The sequence below is a fragment of the Stappia sp. ABD4_338 genome (genome assembly GCF_056312175.1).
Map to the genome: position 1 here is coordinate 401,345 of NZ_CM149982.1, position 16,369 is coordinate 417,713.

The following is a 16,369-nucleotide window of genomic DNA, read 5'->3' on the forward strand; positions in this document are numbered from 1 at the left end:
AAGGGTGCTCCCGGAGATCCGGCGTCAGAGCACCGCGCCGACCTGCCAGGGCACGAACTCGTTGTCGCCCAGTCCCAGCGCCTCGGAGCATGTGGTCTCGCCGGACGCGACCGCAAGGACGCGTGCCAGGATCTCGCGGCCCTTGGCGTCCTGATTGCTGGCGCCGCTGAGAATCTCGCCGGCGTTGATGTCCATGTCGTCCGGCATCGCGCGATAAAGCACCTCGTTGGTTGCCACCTTGATCGTCGGCGCGGGCTTGGAGCCGAACGCGGATCCGCGTCCGGTCGTGAAGACCAGCACCTGGCAGCCGCCGGCGATCTGTCCGGTTGCGGAGACGGGGTCGTAGCCGGGCGTATCCATGAAGACGAGGCCGGAGCCGGCAATGCGCTCGCCATAGGCAAGAACGTCGGCAAGAGGGGTGCTGCCGCCCTTGGCGACGGCGCCCAGCGACTTCTCCAGAATGGTTGTCAGGCCGCCGGCCTTGTTGCCCGGGCTCGGGTTCTGGTCGAGCGAGGCGCCGTTCATGGCCGCGTATTCCTCCCACCAGCGGATGCGTGCGAGAAGCTTCTCGGCAACCTCGGGCGAGGCGGCACGGCGCAGGAGAAGCTGCTCCGCGCCATAGATCTCCGGGGTTTCGGACAGGACCGCCGTGCCGCCCTGCGCGACCAGCAGGTCGCAGGCCCGTCCCAGCGCCGGATTGGCGGTGATGCCGGAATAGCCGTCGGAGCCGCCGCACTGCAACGCCAGGCGCAGGGCGGAGGCCGGTGCCTGCTCGCGCCGGGCCTTGCCGACCTCGGGCAGAAGGTCCTTCACCATGGCGATGATGCGCTCGATGGTGGCGCGGGTGCCGCCGCTGTCCTGGATGGTCAGCCCGTGGAAGCGCGATGTGTCGCCGCCGTAGAGCGCTTCCATGCGCGCCACCTGCATGACCTCGCAGCCGAGCCCGACGAAAACGGTCGCACCGACGTTGGGGTGGGTCGCGTGGCCCCACAGAACGCGCTGCAGGTTTTCCCAGCCGGGGCCCTTGTCCGACATGCCGCAGCCCGTGCCGTGGGCAAAGGCGACGACGCCATCGACCGTGGGGTGGTCCTCGAAGAGGCCGGAGGCGTTGAGGATGTCGGCGGCGCGGCGGATCACGGTGGCCGAACAGTTCACCGTGGCGACCAGCGCGATGTAGTTGCGCGTACCGAAAACGCCGTTGCCACGGTGGTAGCCCATGAAATGCCGGGGCTGTTCGCCGGCGGGAACGGCCGCGCGGGCGGCTTCCAGGTCGGCGCCGATGTCATAGGTGCGTTCGTGCGCGCCGATTTCGCAATTGTGGCTGTGCACATGGGCGCCGGCGGGAATGTCCTCGACGGCGTAGCCGATGATCTGTCCGTACTTGAGGATGGGCTCGCCCCTGGAGATCGCGGCGCGCGCGATCTTGTGACCGGCGGAGACGCCGCCCGAAAGCGGCGCGCCGAGGCCGAGCGGATCGGCACCGGCGGGCTGGCGTTCGGTGAGGATGGCCACGCTGTCCCTGTCGGACAGCACGATATGGCTAGCCATGAAATGTCGTTCCCTGATGTGAAAGGGCGCTCATCACGCCGCGCAGCTCCGCGAGCCCGCGCATGCGTCCGATGAGGGGATAGCCCGGATGGGTGTCGCGTCCGGCGTCGGACAGAAGCTCGTGACCGTGATCGGGGCGGAAGGGGATTTCGTGGTCGTCCCGGCCTTCGGATCGCCGCCGGCGCTCCTCGGAAAGAAGGACGCCGCACAGTGCCACCATGTCGGTGTCGCCCGCAAGGTGCGCGGCTTCCTCGAAGCTGCCGTCCGGCTCCTTCGCCACGTTGCGCAGATGGGCGAAATGGATCCGGTCCGCGAAGCGGCGTGCGATGGCGGGAACGTCGTTGGCCGGATTGGCGCCGAGCGAGCCGGAGCACAGCGTCAGCCCGTTGGCGTGTTCCTCGCGGTGGCCGAGGACGAAGGCGATGTCGTCGGCATCGGAGACGATGCGCGGCAGGCCCAGCAGGTCGCGGGGCGGGTCGTCCGGATGCACGCAGAAGCGCATTCCAAGATCCTCGGCCGCCGGGATCACCTCGTCCAGGAAGCGGGCGAAGTTGCGGCGCAGGGTGGTGGCGTCGATGCCCGTCCAGTCGGCAAGTGCCGCCCGCAGGCCCGGAATGTCGTAACGGTCGTAGGCGCCGGGGAGGCCGGCCATGACGGCGGCGAGCAGCCGTTCGCGGTCCTCCCCGCTCGAGGCGTCGTACCAGTCCCGGGCCTTCAGGCGGGTTTCCGCCGGGTAGTCGTTTTCCGCCTCGCCGCGCTCGAGCATGAAGAGTTCGAGGGCGCACATCTCGACCATGTCGAAGCGCAGGCATGTGCCGCCGCGCGCGACCGGGCTGCGGAGCCGCGTGCGCGTCCAGTCGATGAGCGGCATGAAATTGTAGCAGATCGTGCGCACGCCCGCGGCGGCGAGGTTCGCCATGGACTGACGGTAGTTGGCGAAGAGCGCGTCAAGCTTCCCGTCGCCGCGCTTGATGCGCTCATGCACGGGCAGGCTTTCCACCACGGCCCACTCAAGGCCCAGGTCCGCGTTGGCGACGAGGCGCTTGCGCGCCTCGATCGCCTCGGGGGTCCAGACCTCGCCGTAGGGGATCTCGTGGAGAGCCGTCACGATGCCGCTGGCACCGGTCTGTGCGATCTCCTGAAGGCCGATCCGGTCAAGCGGGCCGTACCAGCGCCAGCTTTCACGCATGGCAGCTCTCGACCATGGCGCGCGCGCCCTTTTCGGCAAGGCCGGCGTAGGCGGTCGCGAGGCGCTCGCGGAAGTCGGCGTTGTCACGCAGCTCCGCCGGGAACACCTCCGCGACGCCGAGAAGCGCCATGGCCTTGCCGCGCGGATCCGGGGCGGCATCGCTGAGCGCCTTGAGCTTTTCGGCCATCGGGTCGCGCACGTCGATCGCGGCGCCCTTTTCGTCGGTGCCTCCGACGTAGCGCATCCATGCGGTGACCGCGAGGGTGAGGCCGGACATGGCGCGCCCGGCGGCAAGGCCCTCGGCGAGCTGGGTCAGGATGCGCTGGGGAAGCTTTTGCGAGCCGTCCATGGCGATCTGCCATGTGCGGTGACGAATGCCGGGGTTGGCATAGCGTGCGAGCAGCGCGCGGGAGTAGTCCGTCAGCGAGACACCCGGCGGCGGCGTGAGACCGGGGATGATCTCCTCGTCCCAGACGCGGGTGACGAAGCGGGCGAAGGCCTCGTCGGCGACCGTCTCGGCGATGGTCTCGTGACCGGCGAGATAGCCCAGATAGGCAAGCGTGGAATGGGTGCCGTTCAGGCACCGCAGCTTCATCGCCTCGTAGGGGGCCACGTCCTCGACCAGTTCCACGCCGACGGCGCCCAGGTCGGGACGCATCCCGTCCACGAAATCATCCTCGATGACCCACTGGCGGAATGGCTCGTGCAACACGGGGCTCTCGTCGCGCCTGCCGGTGAGCTCCGCCACGCGGTCGAGATCCTCGTCCTTGGTGGCGGGAACGATGCGGTCGACCATGGTTGCCGGGAAGCTGCCCTCCTTTTCGATCCAGGCGGCGAGGTTGGGATCGACGAGGGCCGCGAGATCGAGCACGACGCCACGCAGCAGGTGACCGTTGTCGGGCAGGTTGTCGCAGCTCATCACCGTGAACGGCGGCAGGCCGGCCGCGCGGCGTGCGGCCAGCGCGCGCACGATGAAGCCGGGCGCGGAGGAGGGGCGCTCGGGGTTGGCGAGATCGGCCTTGATGTCGGGATGGTCCCGCATCAGGCGTCCGGTCGCCGGCTCATGGCAGTAGCCCTTTTCGGTGACCGTCAGCGAGACGATCCTGACGCCCGGAGCCGCCATGGCGGCGACCACGGCCGCCGGGTCCTCCGGCGCGACGAGCACGTTCTCGATCACCTCGATGACGCGCGGGTGCTCGCCGTCGGGTCCAAGCTCGAGCGCGGTGTAGGCGTAGCCCTGCGGCGCCAGCCGGTCACGCTGGTCGGGGCGTTTGAGGGACACGCCGGTGATGCCCCAGTCGCCGCCGGAGGCGGCCATGGCCTCGGCGATGTAGATTGCGCCATGGGCGCGGAAAAAGGCGCCAAGGCCCAGGTGCACGATGCCAACGCCCGGGCGGGTATCGTTCGAACGGGTCAGGCGGGGATAATCAGCGGGCAAGCCAGCCTCCATCAACGGGAATCACGGTGCCGTGGATATAGCGCGCGGCGGGCGAGCACAGGAAGGCCGCCGTGCCGCCAATGTCTTCGGGTTCTCCCCAGCGCCCTGCGGGGATGCGCTCCAGGATGGCGCGGCTGCGCTCGGGGTCGGCGCGCAGCGCCTCGGTGTTGTTGGTGGCGATGTAGCCGGGCGCGATGGCGTTGACGTTGATGCCCTTCGCCGCCCACTCGTTGGCGAGGATCTTCGTCACGCCCGCGACACCGTGCTTGGCGGCGGTGTAGGACGCGACGCGAATGCCGCCCTGGAAGGACAGCAGCGAGGCGATGTTGACCACGGACCCGCCTTCCCCGCGCGCCAGCAGCGCCCTAGCGAAGGACTGGGTGGTGAAGAACAGCGCCTTCAGGTTCACGTCCATGACCGCGTCCCAGTCGTCCTCGGAAAGGTCCGTGCTGTCGGCGCGGCGGATGATGCCGGCGTTGTTGACCAGGATCGAATAATCCGCGTCGTCGAACAGCTCGCGCGCGGCCATGGGATCGGCGAAGTCGAGATGAAGCTCCTGGCCCCGGCCACCGGCCGCGACGATGGCGGCCAGCGTCTCGTCGCAGCCGCGCCGGCCCGCGCAGGTGACCTCGGCGCCGGCGGAGGCCATCGCGACGGCGATGGCCTGGCCGATGCCGGTGTTGGCGCCGGTGACAAGCGCCTTGCGGCCGCTCAGGGAGAACAGGCCGCTCATTTCATGTCTCCCATGGAGACGAAGTCCATGTCGGTGTAATCGACGTTGTCGCCGGCCATGGCCCAGATGAAGGTGTAGCCGCCTGTGCCCGCGCCGCAGTGCACCGACCAGGGCGGGGAGAGGGCACCTTCCTCGTTGGCCAGCACCATGTGCCGCGTCTCGTCGGGCTCGCCCATGACGTGAAGGATGCGCTGGTCCGGATCCATGTTGAAGTAGAGATACGCCTCCATGCGCCGGTCGTGGATGTGGGCTGGCATGGTGTTCCACACCGAGCCGTCCTCGAGCGTGGTGTAGCCCAGCACGAGCTGGCAGCTCTCCATGACGAGCGGATGCACGAACTGGTTGATGGTGCGCTTGTTGGAGGTCTCGACCGCGCCCAGCTTCACGGCGTTGGATTCCGCCAGCGTGATGCGGCGCGAGGGCAGCGCGCGGTGCGCCGGCGCGGAGGTGATGTAGAAGCGCCCGCCGCCGGAGAAGGTGACCGCGCCCGTGCCCATGCCGAGATAGAGCACGTCGCCGCGTCCGAGTTCGTAGGACGTATCGTTCGCCTCGACCGTTCCGGTATCGCCGATGTTGACCACCGCCATCTCGCGACGCTCCAGGAAGGTCGTCGTGCGGGTCTCGTCCACCTGGTCGAGGGTGAGCGTGCCGGTGCCGGGTACGGCTCCTCCGACAACCATGCGGTCATAGTGGGTGTAGACGAGGCGGATCTCCCCGTCGGCGAAGATGTCCGCGACACGGAAGTGCCGGCGCAGCGTGTCGGTGTCCATGGTCTTCGCATGGTCCTGATGCACGGCGTGGCGGGTCTCGACGGTCAGCATGGTGTGTCCTTTCGCAAGGCGGGACGCGGCGTCGGCTTCAGAGGAAGTCGTCGCGGCGCGGGGTGAAAGTGTCGATGAGGCGGCCCGCGCTCAGGCAGGCGCAGCCATGTTCGGCCCCGGAGGGAATCACGAAACTGTCGCCCGGTCCGACCTCGAAGGTCTCGCCGGAGATCGTGAAGGCGAAGCGGCCCGCCTCGACGTAGGTCGACTGGACATGCGGATGGGAATGCAGCGTTCCCTTCGCCCCCTCCTCGAAGGTGAAGGAGACGACCATCAGGTCCGGAGCGTCGGCGAGCACCTGTCGGGTGACGCCGGGGTCCGCCGGAACGGGCTTGAAGCTTCGCACGTGTGTCATGGTCCGACCTTTGCGGGATCAGTGGAACAGCGACGGCAGCCACAGGGACAGCGCCGGCACATAGGTGACGAGGATGAGCGTCGCGACGGCGGCGAAGTAGAACGGCCAGATCGTGCGAACGGCCTGCCACACGGATATGCGGCCCACCGCGCAGCCCACGAAAAGCACCGCGCCGACGGGTGGCGTGCACAGGCCGATGCCCAGGTTGAGGATCAGGATGACGCCGAAGTGCACGGGGTCGACGCCGAAGGCCTGGGCGACGGGCAGGAAGATCGGCGTGGTGATGACGATCAGCGGGCTCATGTCCATGAAGGTGCCGAGAAACAGCAGCAGCACGTTGATGAGCAGCAGCACGATGATCGGGTTCTCCGAGACGTGCTGCATGAGCTGAACCAGCGTGCCGGGCACCCGCAGATAGGCCAGCAGCCAGCCGAAGGACGCCGCGCAGCCGATCACCAGCAGCACCATGGCGGTGGTCCGCACGGCCGCCGTCGTCGCGCCGACGAAGGCGTTCCAGTTCATGGTGCGATAGGCGACGACCGTCACGAGCAGCGCGTAGACCACGGCCACGCAGGAGCTTTCCGAGGCGGTGAAGATGCCCGAGCGCACGCCGCCGAAGATGATGGCGATGAGCATGATGCCGGGAATGGCGTTCACGAACAGCGCGCCCACCATGCCCCAGCCGCCGAAGGGCTCCACCGGATAGCCGCGCTTTTTCGCCATGTACCAGGCCGCCACCATGAGGCTGAGCGCCAGCATCAGGCCGGGCAGGATGCCGGCGGTGAACAGGTCGGCGATGGAGATCCGCCCGCCCGCGGAGATCGAGTAGATGATCATGTTGTGGGAGGGCGGCAGCATCAGCGCGATGATGGAGGACAGCACGGTGACGTTGACGCCGTAGTCGACGTCGTAGCCGCGCTCCTTCATCTGCGGGATCATCAGGCCGCCGATGGCCGACGCGTCGGCCGCTGCCGAGCCTGAAATGCCGCCGAACAGCACCGACGCGGTGATGTTCACCTGCCCAAGCCCGCCGCGCAAATGGCCGACGAGCGAGCCCGCCAGCGCCACCAGGCGGCGGGCGATGTCGCCGCGTACCATGAGTTCGCCGGCGTAGATGAAGAAGGGGATCGCCATCAGCGCGAAGACCGAGACGCCTGAGTTCAGGCGCTGGAAGACGACGACCGGCGGCAGGCCGATGTGGACGATGGTGGCGAAGGACGCGACGCCGAGGCAGAAGGCCACGGGCGTGCCGATGAGAAGCAGGACCGAGAAGGTCCCGAACAGGACGAGAAGTTCCACGGTCTTACGTCTCCGGATCGGTTTCGCCGAAGCGGGCCGTCGGCAGACCGGCGGCGCGGCGGGCGAGACGCTCGAGCGAGAACAGGACGATGAGGATGCCGCCGGCGACCAGCGGCAGGAAATCGAAGGCGCCGGATATGCCGAGCGAGGGCAGCTTGTTGCCGGCGGTCTTTTCCGCGAGCTCGGCGCCGAACCAGATCATGCCGACGCCGAAGGCGATGACGACGGCGTCCGAGACGGAGTAGAGCGCGAGTTTCGCGCGCTGCGGCAGCACGTAGAGCAGCACGTCGAAGGAAAGGTGATAGCCTTCCCGGATGCCGACGGCGGCACCGAGAAAGATGAACCAGCCCATGAGCATCACAGAGGCGGGTTCGGTCCACGCCTGACTGTCGTTGAGCACGTAGCGGAAAAAGACCTGGATGGTGATGAAAGCCGTCATCAGCACCAGGCCCGCGGCGGAGGCCCAAAGCGCCACCCGCGCTGTCAGCCCGGTCGCCCTGGCGACACGGGTCATCAGGATCTGCACGTCATTGCCCTCCCGGCACGGGACGGGCCGCGGCACGCTGGTGCGCCGCGGCCCGCCGGGGCTGCTGGTCGCTTACTTCGTCGCCTGGATGCGGGCGACGAGATCCTTCAGCTTGTCGGAGGTCACGTACTTCTCGTAGACCGGCTTCATCGCCTCGATGAAGGGCGTCTTGTCGATTTCGGTGATCACCTCGACGCCGGACTCGCGCACCTTGGCCTCCGAGGCGGCTTCGCGCTCGGCCCACAGCTTGCGCATGTGGGGGACGGAGTCCTTTGCCGCCTGACGGACGATCTTCTGGTCTTCCTCGGACAGCTTGTCCCAGGTCTTCTTCGACATCACGAGCACTTCCGGCACGATCAGGTGCTGGTCGAGCGTGTAGTACTTGGCGACCTCGAAGTGGCCCGAGCTCTCGTAGGAAGGCCAGTTGTTCTCAGCGCCGTCGATGACGCCGGTCTGGATCGAGGAGTAGACCTCGCCATAGGGCATCGGAGTGGCGTTTGCGCCGAGCGCGCCGACCATGTCGACGAAGAGATCCGACTGCATCACGCGGAACTTCATGCCGGAAAGATCGTCCATCGACTTGATGGGCTTCTCCGAATTGTAGAACGAACGCGAGCCGCCGTCGTAGAAGGCCAGGCCGATCAGGTCGTGGTCGGCGAAGGCGGCGAGGATTTCCTCACCCACGGGGCCGTCCATGACCTTGTGCATGTGTTCGGTGGAACGGAAGATGTAGGGCAGCGAGGGAACCTGGGTTTCCTCGATGATGTTGTTGAACGGGCCGAGCGAGACGCGGTTCATGTCGATGACGCCGAACTGCGTCTGCTCGATGGTGTCTTTCTCCTGGCCGAGCTGGGCGGAGTGGAACACCTCGATGCCGAGACGCCCGTCCGTCCGCTCCTCCAGGAGCTTGCCCATGTGCTTCACCGCCTCCACGGTGGGATAGCCGTCGGGGTGCGTGTCCGACGAGCGAAGGACCATGTCGGCCGCCTGGGCCGTCAGGGTCGAGGCCGCGATGAGTGCCGCCGCGGCCGTCATGTTCTTCCAGAATGCCATTGCTCAGTCTCCTCCCTAAAAAAACCGAACCGGCCCGGTGATGCTCCTCAGAGCCTGTAAGCCTCCTTCACCAGGCGATACGTGAGGTCATAGGCGACCTCGTAAGCCTCGCTTTCGGCGAGCCTTCCGGTCTCGACGAGTGTTGCGAGGAAGCCGGCATCGACCCGCCGGGCCACGTCGTGGCGCGCGGGGATGGAACAAAAGGCGCGGGTGTCGTCATTGAACCCGACCGTGTTGAAGAAGCCCGCGGTCTCCGTCGCCATCTCGCGGAAGCGGCGCATGCCCTCGGGGCTGTCGTGGAACCACCAGGGCGGGCCCAGGCGCAGGGTCGGATAGACGCCGGCCAGCGGCGCGAGCTCGCGCGAGTAGGACGTCTCGTCCAGCGTGAAGAGAATGATGGTCAGGCCCGGCTCCATGCCGACGGCGTCGAGCAGCGGCTTGAGCGCGCGCACGTAGTCCGTGCGGGTGGGGATGTCGAAGCCCTTGTCGCGTCCGAAGCGCGCCATGACCGTGCTGGAATGGTTGCGGAAGGAGCCTGGATGGATCTGCATCACCAGTCCGTCGTCGAGGCTCATGCGCGCCATCTCGGTGAGCATGTGGCCACGGAAGGCATCGGCCTCCTCGGCGGTGCAGGTGCCGGCAAGCGCCTTGCCGAAGATCCGCTCGGCCTCCGCGCGCGGAAGGTCCTCGGTACGCGCGCTCGGGGCGCCATGGTCCGAGGACGTCGCGCCCATCTCGCGGAAGAAGGCGCGGCGCGTCCGGTGGGCGGCGAGGTAGCCGGCGAATGTCGTGGTGTCTTCCCCGCTCAGTTCTCCAAGGCGCGCGACATTGTCCGCAAAGCCCTCGAACTCGGGATCGATTACGCTGTCGGGCCGATAGGCAGTGACCACGCGCCCCGTCCAGCCGCTGTCACGTAGCTTGCGGTGATGGGCGAGTTCGTCGGTCGCGGCTTCGGTGGTCGAGATGACCTCGATGTTGAAGCGCTCGAACAACGCACGCGGGCGGAACTCCGGCTTCGCGAGGCAGGCGTCGATATGGTCGTAGTAGTGGTCCGCGGTGTCGGCGGACAGCGGCACGTCGAGACCGAAGACCTCCTGGAAGGCATGGTTCAGCCACATGGAGGACGGGGTGCCGCGAAACAGGTGGAATTGCTTCGCGAAGGTGCGCCAGATCTTGCGCGGATCCTGCTCGCTCTCGCCGCCGTCGACGCGCGGAACGCCGAGGTCCGTCAGCGCGACGCCCTGGGAGCAGAGCATCCTGAACACGTAGTGATCGGGCACGACGAACAGGCGCGCGGGATCGGGGAACCGGTCGTCTTCGGCAAACCAGGCCGGGTCGGTATGACCATGCGGGCTGACGATCGGCAGATCGCGGATCGTGCCGTAGATGGACCGTGCCAGTCCGCGTGTCCTGTCCTCGACCGGAAACAGCCGGTCTTCGCTCAAAAGCGCCATTCGTGACCTCCAGATGCCCCCCAAGGCCTGCGCTTTTGGGGTGGCGGATCGTCTAGTAAGCTAATATGTTAGTCGGCAAGCGGAGTCAATCATGCTTCTGCGCCTGCTCGTCGGTTCCCGTTTTCTTGCCGCAGTGTTCGCCTGGCGTGGCGGGCTTGCGTGAGAAGGGGGAACGTAGATCCTGGCGCCATCGCATGAAGGATGCCTCTCGTCTGGTCGACAACTTACCAGAATTGGTCGACCAATTCTCGCCGGACGTTGCGGTGTTCCCCGCAAATGGCGGGAGGAAGACGATTGACGGTGGAAAACGGCTCCGATCCGGGGCAGGACACCACCGGAAACGGAATGCGCGACGGCCTGCGGAAAACCCGAGGGACCGGTGGCGCGGGAGACGACACGAAGGGAACCGCCGGAGACCGGCCGGCGGCGGGAGCGGACACGAGACATGAGTGACGAGATCAAGTTGACGGTGCCCGACATGACGCGTGCGCCCTCGGTCACCGACCTTGTGTTCGGCGAGCTTTACCAGCGTGTGATCGGCCTCGACCTGCCGCCCGGCACCAAGCTGTCCGAGGCCGAGGTCGCCAAACGCCTGGGTGTCAGCCGCCAGCCGGTGCGCGACGCCTTCTACCGCCTCTCACAGCAGGGCTTCCTGCTCATCCGGCCGCAGCGGGCGACGGTGGTCACGCAGATTTCCGTCGAGGCGGTGCTTCAGGCGCGGTTCGTGCGCACGGCGCTTGAACTGGAGATCATGCGGGCCGCGCTTCCGAACGTGACGCCCCAGGTGATCGATGAACTGGGGCGGATGATCGAGCGCCAGCGAGAGGCCGTTGCCGACGACGACCGCCACGGGTTCCATGCGCTCGACGATGCCTTTCACAACCGCATTTGCGAGATCGCGGGCCACAGCCACGTCTGGACGCTCATCCGGGACAACAAGGCGCATATGGACCGGGTGCGCTACCTGTCGCTGGAAAACGGCGCCGGCCTTGCCCTTGCCGACCACATCTCCATTCTGGAAGCCATGGCGGCGCGCGACGAGGACGAGGCCATCCGGCGGATGCGGGCTCACCTGAGCCGCATTGCCGGGATCATTTCCTCGATCCGTGCCGCGCATGGGGAGTATTTCGATCCCGACGAGCCGCGGGACGCGGTGCTGGCGGCCGCGGGCGGCTGATCCCCGCCGCCTGCCTTGCACAGGTGCGGTGGTCTCAGGTCACCTTGCCGCGCGCGGCAACGGGCACCGTCTCGAGTGTTCCGTCCGTTCGGCGCAGAAAAATCTCGTCGAACATGTTCACCACCACGCAGATGTGGTTCGGCACGATCTCGACCCGGTCGCCGACGGCCAGGCCGTGATCCTTTGGCAGATGGATCACGCCGTGCTCCTCGCTGAGACCGACGACGTCCGCCTCCGGATGGCCGATCACCGTGCCGTGGCCGGTCTGTCCGAAGAGGTCGGTCGTCAGAACCTTGGAGCCGGCGTCGACCACGAGCCGCGTCGGGGTCGGCGCGCTGACCACGGTCGCGTGAACGCGCGCGGCGCAGGCCTCCAGCGGAACCGTGCCCCGGTTCACCAGCGAGCGGTCATTGAAGATGTAGGTGCCGGCCCGGTATTCGGTCACGAAGTCGTCCTCGCCGGACTTCCACATGTCCGGCGTGCCGCCGCTGGAAACCTCGCGGCATGACAGGCCGCGCTCCGCGACCAGTTCAAGCGCCCGGCGCATGAAGCGGGCGACGCCGTCCAGATCGCCGACGGCGGGGAAGGTCATCAGGCCCCCGTAGGAAAGTCCCGGTGCAGCCTCGATGCGGGCGGCGAGCGCGGCGGCCTCTTCCGGGCTCTGGACACCGCAGCGGCCGGCGCCCGTGTCGCATTCCACCAGCACGACGAGGGGCCGTTCGGCCGTCTCGAAGGCCGCTGACAGGCCGTCGACCGTTGCGGCGCTGTCCGTGGTGACCGCCAGATGGCGCAGGCGATCCGCGAGCCGGCGCAGGCGGGCGCATTTCTCCGCGCCGACGATGTTGTAGGTGATGAGGATGTCGTCCAGGCCCGCGTCGGCCATGACCTCCGCCTCGCCGATTTTCTGGCAGGTGATGCCGGCCGCGCCCGCCGCCACCTGGGCAAGGGCGAAGCGGGGGATCTTGTGCGTCTTGATATGGGGACGCAGACGCACGCCCCGGGCGTCGCAGTGGGCCTGAAGGCGCTCGATGTTGGCCTGGACGACGCTTTCGTCAAGCACGAGTGCGGGGGTCTCGGGAAGGTCGTTTTGCGCGTCGAGCGGCATCGGGGTCTCCTGGAAGGCGATCGTTTGCCTCACTCGTAGCTTGTCGGACGTGTTCCCGCAATCGCCGGCAACCACGGGCACATTCTGCATTTCTGCCAAGTTGCGGAAGGTTGTTATTGCAACTCATAACAGAGTGGGCGGCCTCGCGCCGCCTCCCGGGGAAGTTGCTTGCGGGGGGAGGAGGCAGGCGGAAACCCGAGAGCGGGAGACCGCCGCCATGTGACGATCCGGCGCGGACAACGTGCCGATTTCGGGGAGGTGCGCGCCGTCGCCCTCCCGTCTCCGAACCCGGTTCCCGGGTGTGCCGGCCTGGTCCGGCGCGGCCCGTCCGCGCGCGGATCCGGTCCATCAGCCCGTCGCCCTTGTGTGCGGCGGGCCCACGGAGAGGAGACGTTGACGTGACCCTTTACCTGCAAAGTGACATCGAAGCCGGAGCGCCCGGCATGAAGGCGTGGCAGATCGAGGCCGGGCGCGCGCTGCTCGACCGGCTGAGGCCGCCGTCGGGCTTTCCTTGCGTGTTTTCCCAGGCCGCGTGCCGGCGGGGCCGGATCCTGTTCGCCTTCGCGCGAGGGACGGATCCGGTCTCGCTCGACATGGCGGCGGACGACCTTCTTGCCTATCTGGCGCGGGCGCGTGACTGGGACGGGGACGTTGCCACCGCGGAGCCGCTGGTGATGCTCTTCGATCCCGCGACCGTGACCGGCGAGCATGTCGAGGACTATCACGCCCATGGCTGGCGCGCGCTGCAGTACTGGCATGACGTCGACCCCGGCCATTGGCCCGACAGCGTGTCGAGGGATCCCGAAAGCCCCTTCTGGACCATGTGCTTCGGTGGCACCCAGATCTTCGTGAACATGAGCAATCCGGCCCATGTGGTGCGCCGGAGCCGCAATCTCGGGCCGGCCTTCACCATGGTCATCAATCCGCGCGAGCGGTTCGACCGGGTCGCGGGCGATACTGTTCCGGGGCGCCTCATGCGCTCGCGCATCCGCTCGCGCGTTGAGGCCTATGACGACCTGCCGCACAGTCCTCTCCTGGGAAGTTATGAGGCGGGCGAGATCGAGTGGTGGCAGTACGGACTGAAGGAGACGAACGACCTGCCGGCCGGCGGTTGCCCGCTGCACATGCGCGTGGACGAGGCAGCCGAGTAGGCCTGCAGGGCAAGGGCGAAATGGTTTCCCGGCGGACCAGGTTCCGCCGGGAGATGTGTTCTTCAATACACCTCGTATTGAAGGCATAAATATTCGATTATTATGTATATTTAGACATGATACACATTTTATAACGCAGGGTTATTTATTTAACATATCTGAAATTATTTAAGAAATATTCTATTTATTACATTATTTTATCCAATAATAACTTATATAGAGTGATTTTTTGTTTTTTGAATATCCTTTTGATGGCGGAAATTGAATATAGCCCTTGTTATGAGGATGGTGTTGACGTAACGTACGCAACGTAAGCTTGCATATGCATTCAGTATTCAACCCTTTTCATATCGGGGTGACCAATGTTTGCAGCATCCTACGACCACGACCACGATCTTGTGGGCATCGGCTTCGGGCCGTCGCATCTGGCGATTGCCGTGGCAGCCCAGGAAATGGAGGCCGAAGGGGCTTACTCCGGAGCGCAGCCGGTGTTCCTGGAAAAGCGGCGGGAGGTGGTCTGGCACCCTGACATGCTGCTTCCTGATTCCAAGCTTCAGGTCAACTTTCTCAAGGACCTGGCGCTGATGCGCAATCCGCAGAGCCGGTTCACCTTCCTCAGCTACCTGTTCGAACAGAAGCGGCTGCACGAGTTCATCAACCTGCGCACCTTCTTCCCTTCGCGTCAGGAGTTCAGCGACTACTACCTGTGGGTGGCGAAGTTCTTCGGTCGCCAGGTTGCCTATGGTGTCGAGGTGGATGCCATCGAGCCGGTGGAAGGCAAGGACGGCATCGTGCGCGCCCTGCGGCTTGTCGGCCATGAGGTCGAAACCGGCAAGCCGCTGGCCTGGCGGGCGCGCAATGTCTCGGTCGGTCTTGGCGGCAAGCCCGTGATGCCGGCCGGCATCAGGGAGAGCGAGAGCGGGCGGATCGTGCATTCGGCCCGCACCCGGGGCGCGGTCGAACGCAACTGTCCCTCGACCGAGGGGCGCTACAGGATCCTGGTCGTGGGGGCCGGACAGACGGCGGGTGACGTGTTCCAGTACGCGATCAACGCCTATCCCGAGGCGGAGGTGGCCGTCGCCCATCGCGGCTTCGCCTTCAAGCCGCAGGACGACACCCATTTCGTCAACGAGATCTTCTTTCCCGAGGCGGTGGACATGTTCTACCGCGCCTCGCCGGAGATGCGCGAGACGCTGCTCAGGCACCATGCGGACGTGACCCATTCCGCGGTCGATTTCGACCTCCTGCCCGTTCTCTATGACGCGCTGTACCAGGATCGCGCGACCGGGCGGAACCGATTGAGCGTCCAGCGATTTACCGAAGCGCTCGCGGCACGCGAAAGCGACGGGCAGGCGATCGTCACCCTGCGCGACATGCTCAGCGGGGAGACGCGCGAACACGCTTGCGACGTGGTCATCTTCGCCACCGGCTATCGCTACCCCATGCCGGAGCCGCTTCTGGAGGGCATCGCGCCCTATCTGCGCACCGACGCCGAGGGGCGCTATGTGTTCGCGCGCGACTACCATATCGAGCGGCGCGAGGACTTCCTGCCCAAGGTCTACATGCAGGGCTATTGCGAGCATACGCACGGGCTCAGCGAGATCCTGCTGTCGCTCATGCCCATACGGGCGGAGGAAATTCTGCGCGATCTCGACGGCGGCGACGCGTCCGTCGCGCTCGAGGTGGAGGCGGCGGCGCGCACGCACGGGCGTGTTTCCACCGCCGTCTGAGGTGAGGGCCCTTGCGAAGAGGCTCGGGCCGATACTCCAGCGGCCAGCAATGCGAGGACGGCATCATGGCGGACGAGGACAAGAAGGCATCCTCCGGAGACACTCCGGCGAACACGAAGGCCGGGGGCCGGGCGAAGGCGTCCGGGCGCAAGGCTGCTCCGGAACGTGACGGGCCGGAGCGGGCGGGACCGTCCGATCTGGACCTGCAACGGCTTCAGGTCGAACTGGAACAGGCCCGCTTCGCGCGCGAGCAGGACATGCGCGAACGCTGTGGCGCGGCGGGTGCCGAACTGGGCGCTTTGCACGCGGAGGTGCAGGAGCGCCTGGCGGAACGTGGCGCCGAACTGCAGCAGGAGATGATGGAACTGTGGCAGCGGGTCCAGTCCCAGCACACGGCCCTCTGGCAGGCGCAATACGGCGAGGCCGCGATGGAGGCGGAAGAGCTGCGCGAAATTTCCGCCGATATCGCCAAGGCGCAGCTTCGCATCCAGGCCCTGCAGGCAACCCTGTGCAACCTGTCGGTCCTCGATCCGGAGGCCAGCAAGATCTGGTTCGAGGGACTTACCCGGGACGCCGACATTCGCGGCATGTGCGAACGCGACATGGAAGCACTCGGCAGGAAGCACGCCGAAAACGTGTCCTCGCTGCTTTCCGGGATCGAGACGGATGACCTGCATCCGGCGGCCAGGATGCAGGTGGAGACGCTGCGCTCCTGGTACGCGAGCGGCTGACACGATGGCGTGAGGTCCGGGCTGCGGGCTTGCAAGCGAGCATCAGGAAACGGGGGCGC

The 16,369-nt window shown here is 66.6% G+C and carries 15 protein-coding genes; 4 read left to right on the forward strand and 11 right to left on the reverse strand.

Going from position 1 to position 16,369, the window contains the following annotated elements; genetic code table 11:
- Window positions 1-24: 24 nt before the first annotated feature.
- From ACYX4S_RS01735 to uxaC, 10 genes are all read right to left on the reverse strand, one after another.
- Window positions 25-1,548 carry a UxaA family hydrolase gene (locus ACYX4S_RS01735; protein WP_476361653.1) on the reverse strand — a complete coding sequence of 508 codons (1,524 nt, stop codon included), beginning with the start codon at window positions 1,546-1,548 and terminating at the stop codon, window positions 25-27.
- Window positions 1,541-2,737, reverse strand: coding sequence for a mannonate dehydratase (gene uxuA, locus ACYX4S_RS01740; protein WP_476361654.1), 1,197 nt, complete (start codon window positions 2,735-2,737; stop codon window positions 1,541-1,543). Before uxuA ends, ACYX4S_RS01735 begins: the two co-directional genes overlap by 8 nt.
- Complete coding sequence (locus ACYX4S_RS01745) at window positions 2,730-4,175, reverse strand: mannitol dehydrogenase family protein (protein ID WP_476361655.1); 1,446 nt, start codon at window positions 4,173-4,175, stop codon at window positions 2,730-2,732. Before ACYX4S_RS01745 ends, uxuA begins: the two co-directional genes overlap by 8 nt.
- On the reverse strand, window positions 4,165-4,908 hold the full coding sequence (gene kduD, locus ACYX4S_RS01750) for a 2-dehydro-3-deoxy-D-gluconate 5-dehydrogenase KduD (protein WP_476361656.1): 744 nt from the start codon (window positions 4,906-4,908) through the stop codon (window positions 4,165-4,167). Before kduD ends, ACYX4S_RS01745 begins: the two co-directional genes overlap by 11 nt.
- A complete protein-coding gene (gene kduI / locus ACYX4S_RS01755) occupies window positions 4,905-5,729 on the reverse strand; it encodes a 5-dehydro-4-deoxy-D-glucuronate isomerase (RefSeq protein WP_476361657.1) in 825 nt (274 codons plus the stop codon). Before kduI ends, kduD begins: the two co-directional genes overlap by 4 nt.
- Before the next feature lie 37 nt (window positions 5,730-5,766).
- On the reverse strand, window positions 5,767-6,084 hold the full coding sequence (locus ACYX4S_RS01760) for a cupin domain-containing protein (RefSeq protein ID WP_293718096.1): 318 nt from the start codon (window positions 6,082-6,084) through the stop codon (window positions 5,767-5,769).
- A gap of 18 nt (window positions 6,085-6,102) precedes the next feature.
- Window positions 6,103-7,383, reverse strand: a complete 1,281-nt coding sequence (locus ACYX4S_RS01765; RefSeq protein ID WP_476361658.1) for a TRAP transporter large permease — start codon at window positions 7,381-7,383, stop codon at window positions 6,103-6,105.
- 4 nt (window positions 7,384-7,387) lie between these two features.
- Complete coding sequence (locus ACYX4S_RS01770) at window positions 7,388-7,897, reverse strand: TRAP transporter small permease (RefSeq protein ID WP_293718223.1); 510 nt, start codon at window positions 7,895-7,897, stop codon at window positions 7,388-7,390.
- 84 nt (window positions 7,898-7,981) lie between these two features.
- On the reverse strand, window positions 7,982-8,962 hold the full coding sequence (locus ACYX4S_RS01775; protein WP_293718092.1) for a TRAP transporter substrate-binding protein: 981 nt from the start codon (window positions 8,960-8,962) through the stop codon (window positions 7,982-7,984).
- 47 nt (window positions 8,963-9,009) lie between these two features.
- Window positions 9,010-10,416 (reverse strand): glucuronate isomerase, encoded by a 1,407-nt coding sequence (gene uxaC / locus ACYX4S_RS01780; RefSeq protein ID WP_476361659.1) that lies wholly within the window; start codon window positions 10,414-10,416, stop codon window positions 9,010-9,012.
- A gap of 445 nt (window positions 10,417-10,861) precedes the next feature.
- On the opposite strand from uxaC, the gene ACYX4S_RS01785 reads away from it, so the two are divergent.
- Window positions 10,862-11,593 (forward strand): GntR family transcriptional regulator, encoded by a 732-nt coding sequence (locus ACYX4S_RS01785; RefSeq protein WP_476361660.1) that lies wholly within the window; start codon window positions 10,862-10,864, stop codon window positions 11,591-11,593.
- 34 nt (window positions 11,594-11,627) lie between these two features.
- Here ACYX4S_RS01785 and ACYX4S_RS01790 read toward each other — a convergent pair whose 3' ends face one another.
- Window positions 11,628-12,698, reverse strand: a complete 1,071-nt coding sequence (locus ACYX4S_RS01790) for an alanine racemase (RefSeq protein WP_476362801.1) — start codon at window positions 12,696-12,698, stop codon at window positions 11,628-11,630.
- Window positions 12,699-13,096: 398 nt separating this feature from the next.
- Between ACYX4S_RS01790 and ACYX4S_RS01795 the strand changes: the two genes are divergently transcribed.
- From ACYX4S_RS01795 to ACYX4S_RS01805, 3 genes are all read left to right on the forward strand, one after another.
- Window positions 13,097-13,849 carry a YqcI/YcgG family protein gene (locus tag ACYX4S_RS01795; RefSeq protein WP_476361661.1) on the forward strand — a complete coding sequence of 251 codons (753 nt, stop codon included), beginning with the start codon at window positions 13,097-13,099 and terminating at the stop codon, window positions 13,847-13,849.
- Window positions 13,850-14,211: 362 nt separating this feature from the next.
- Window positions 14,212-15,579, forward strand: coding sequence for a lysine N(6)-hydroxylase/L-ornithine N(5)-oxygenase family protein (locus ACYX4S_RS01800; RefSeq protein WP_476361662.1), 1,368 nt, complete (start codon window positions 14,212-14,214; stop codon window positions 15,577-15,579).
- Between the two features lie 65 nt (window positions 15,580-15,644).
- Entirely contained in the window at window positions 15,645-16,310 is a 666-nt protein-coding gene (locus tag ACYX4S_RS01805; protein WP_476361663.1) for a hypothetical protein, read from the forward strand.
- Window positions 16,311-16,369: the final 59 nt, after the last annotated feature.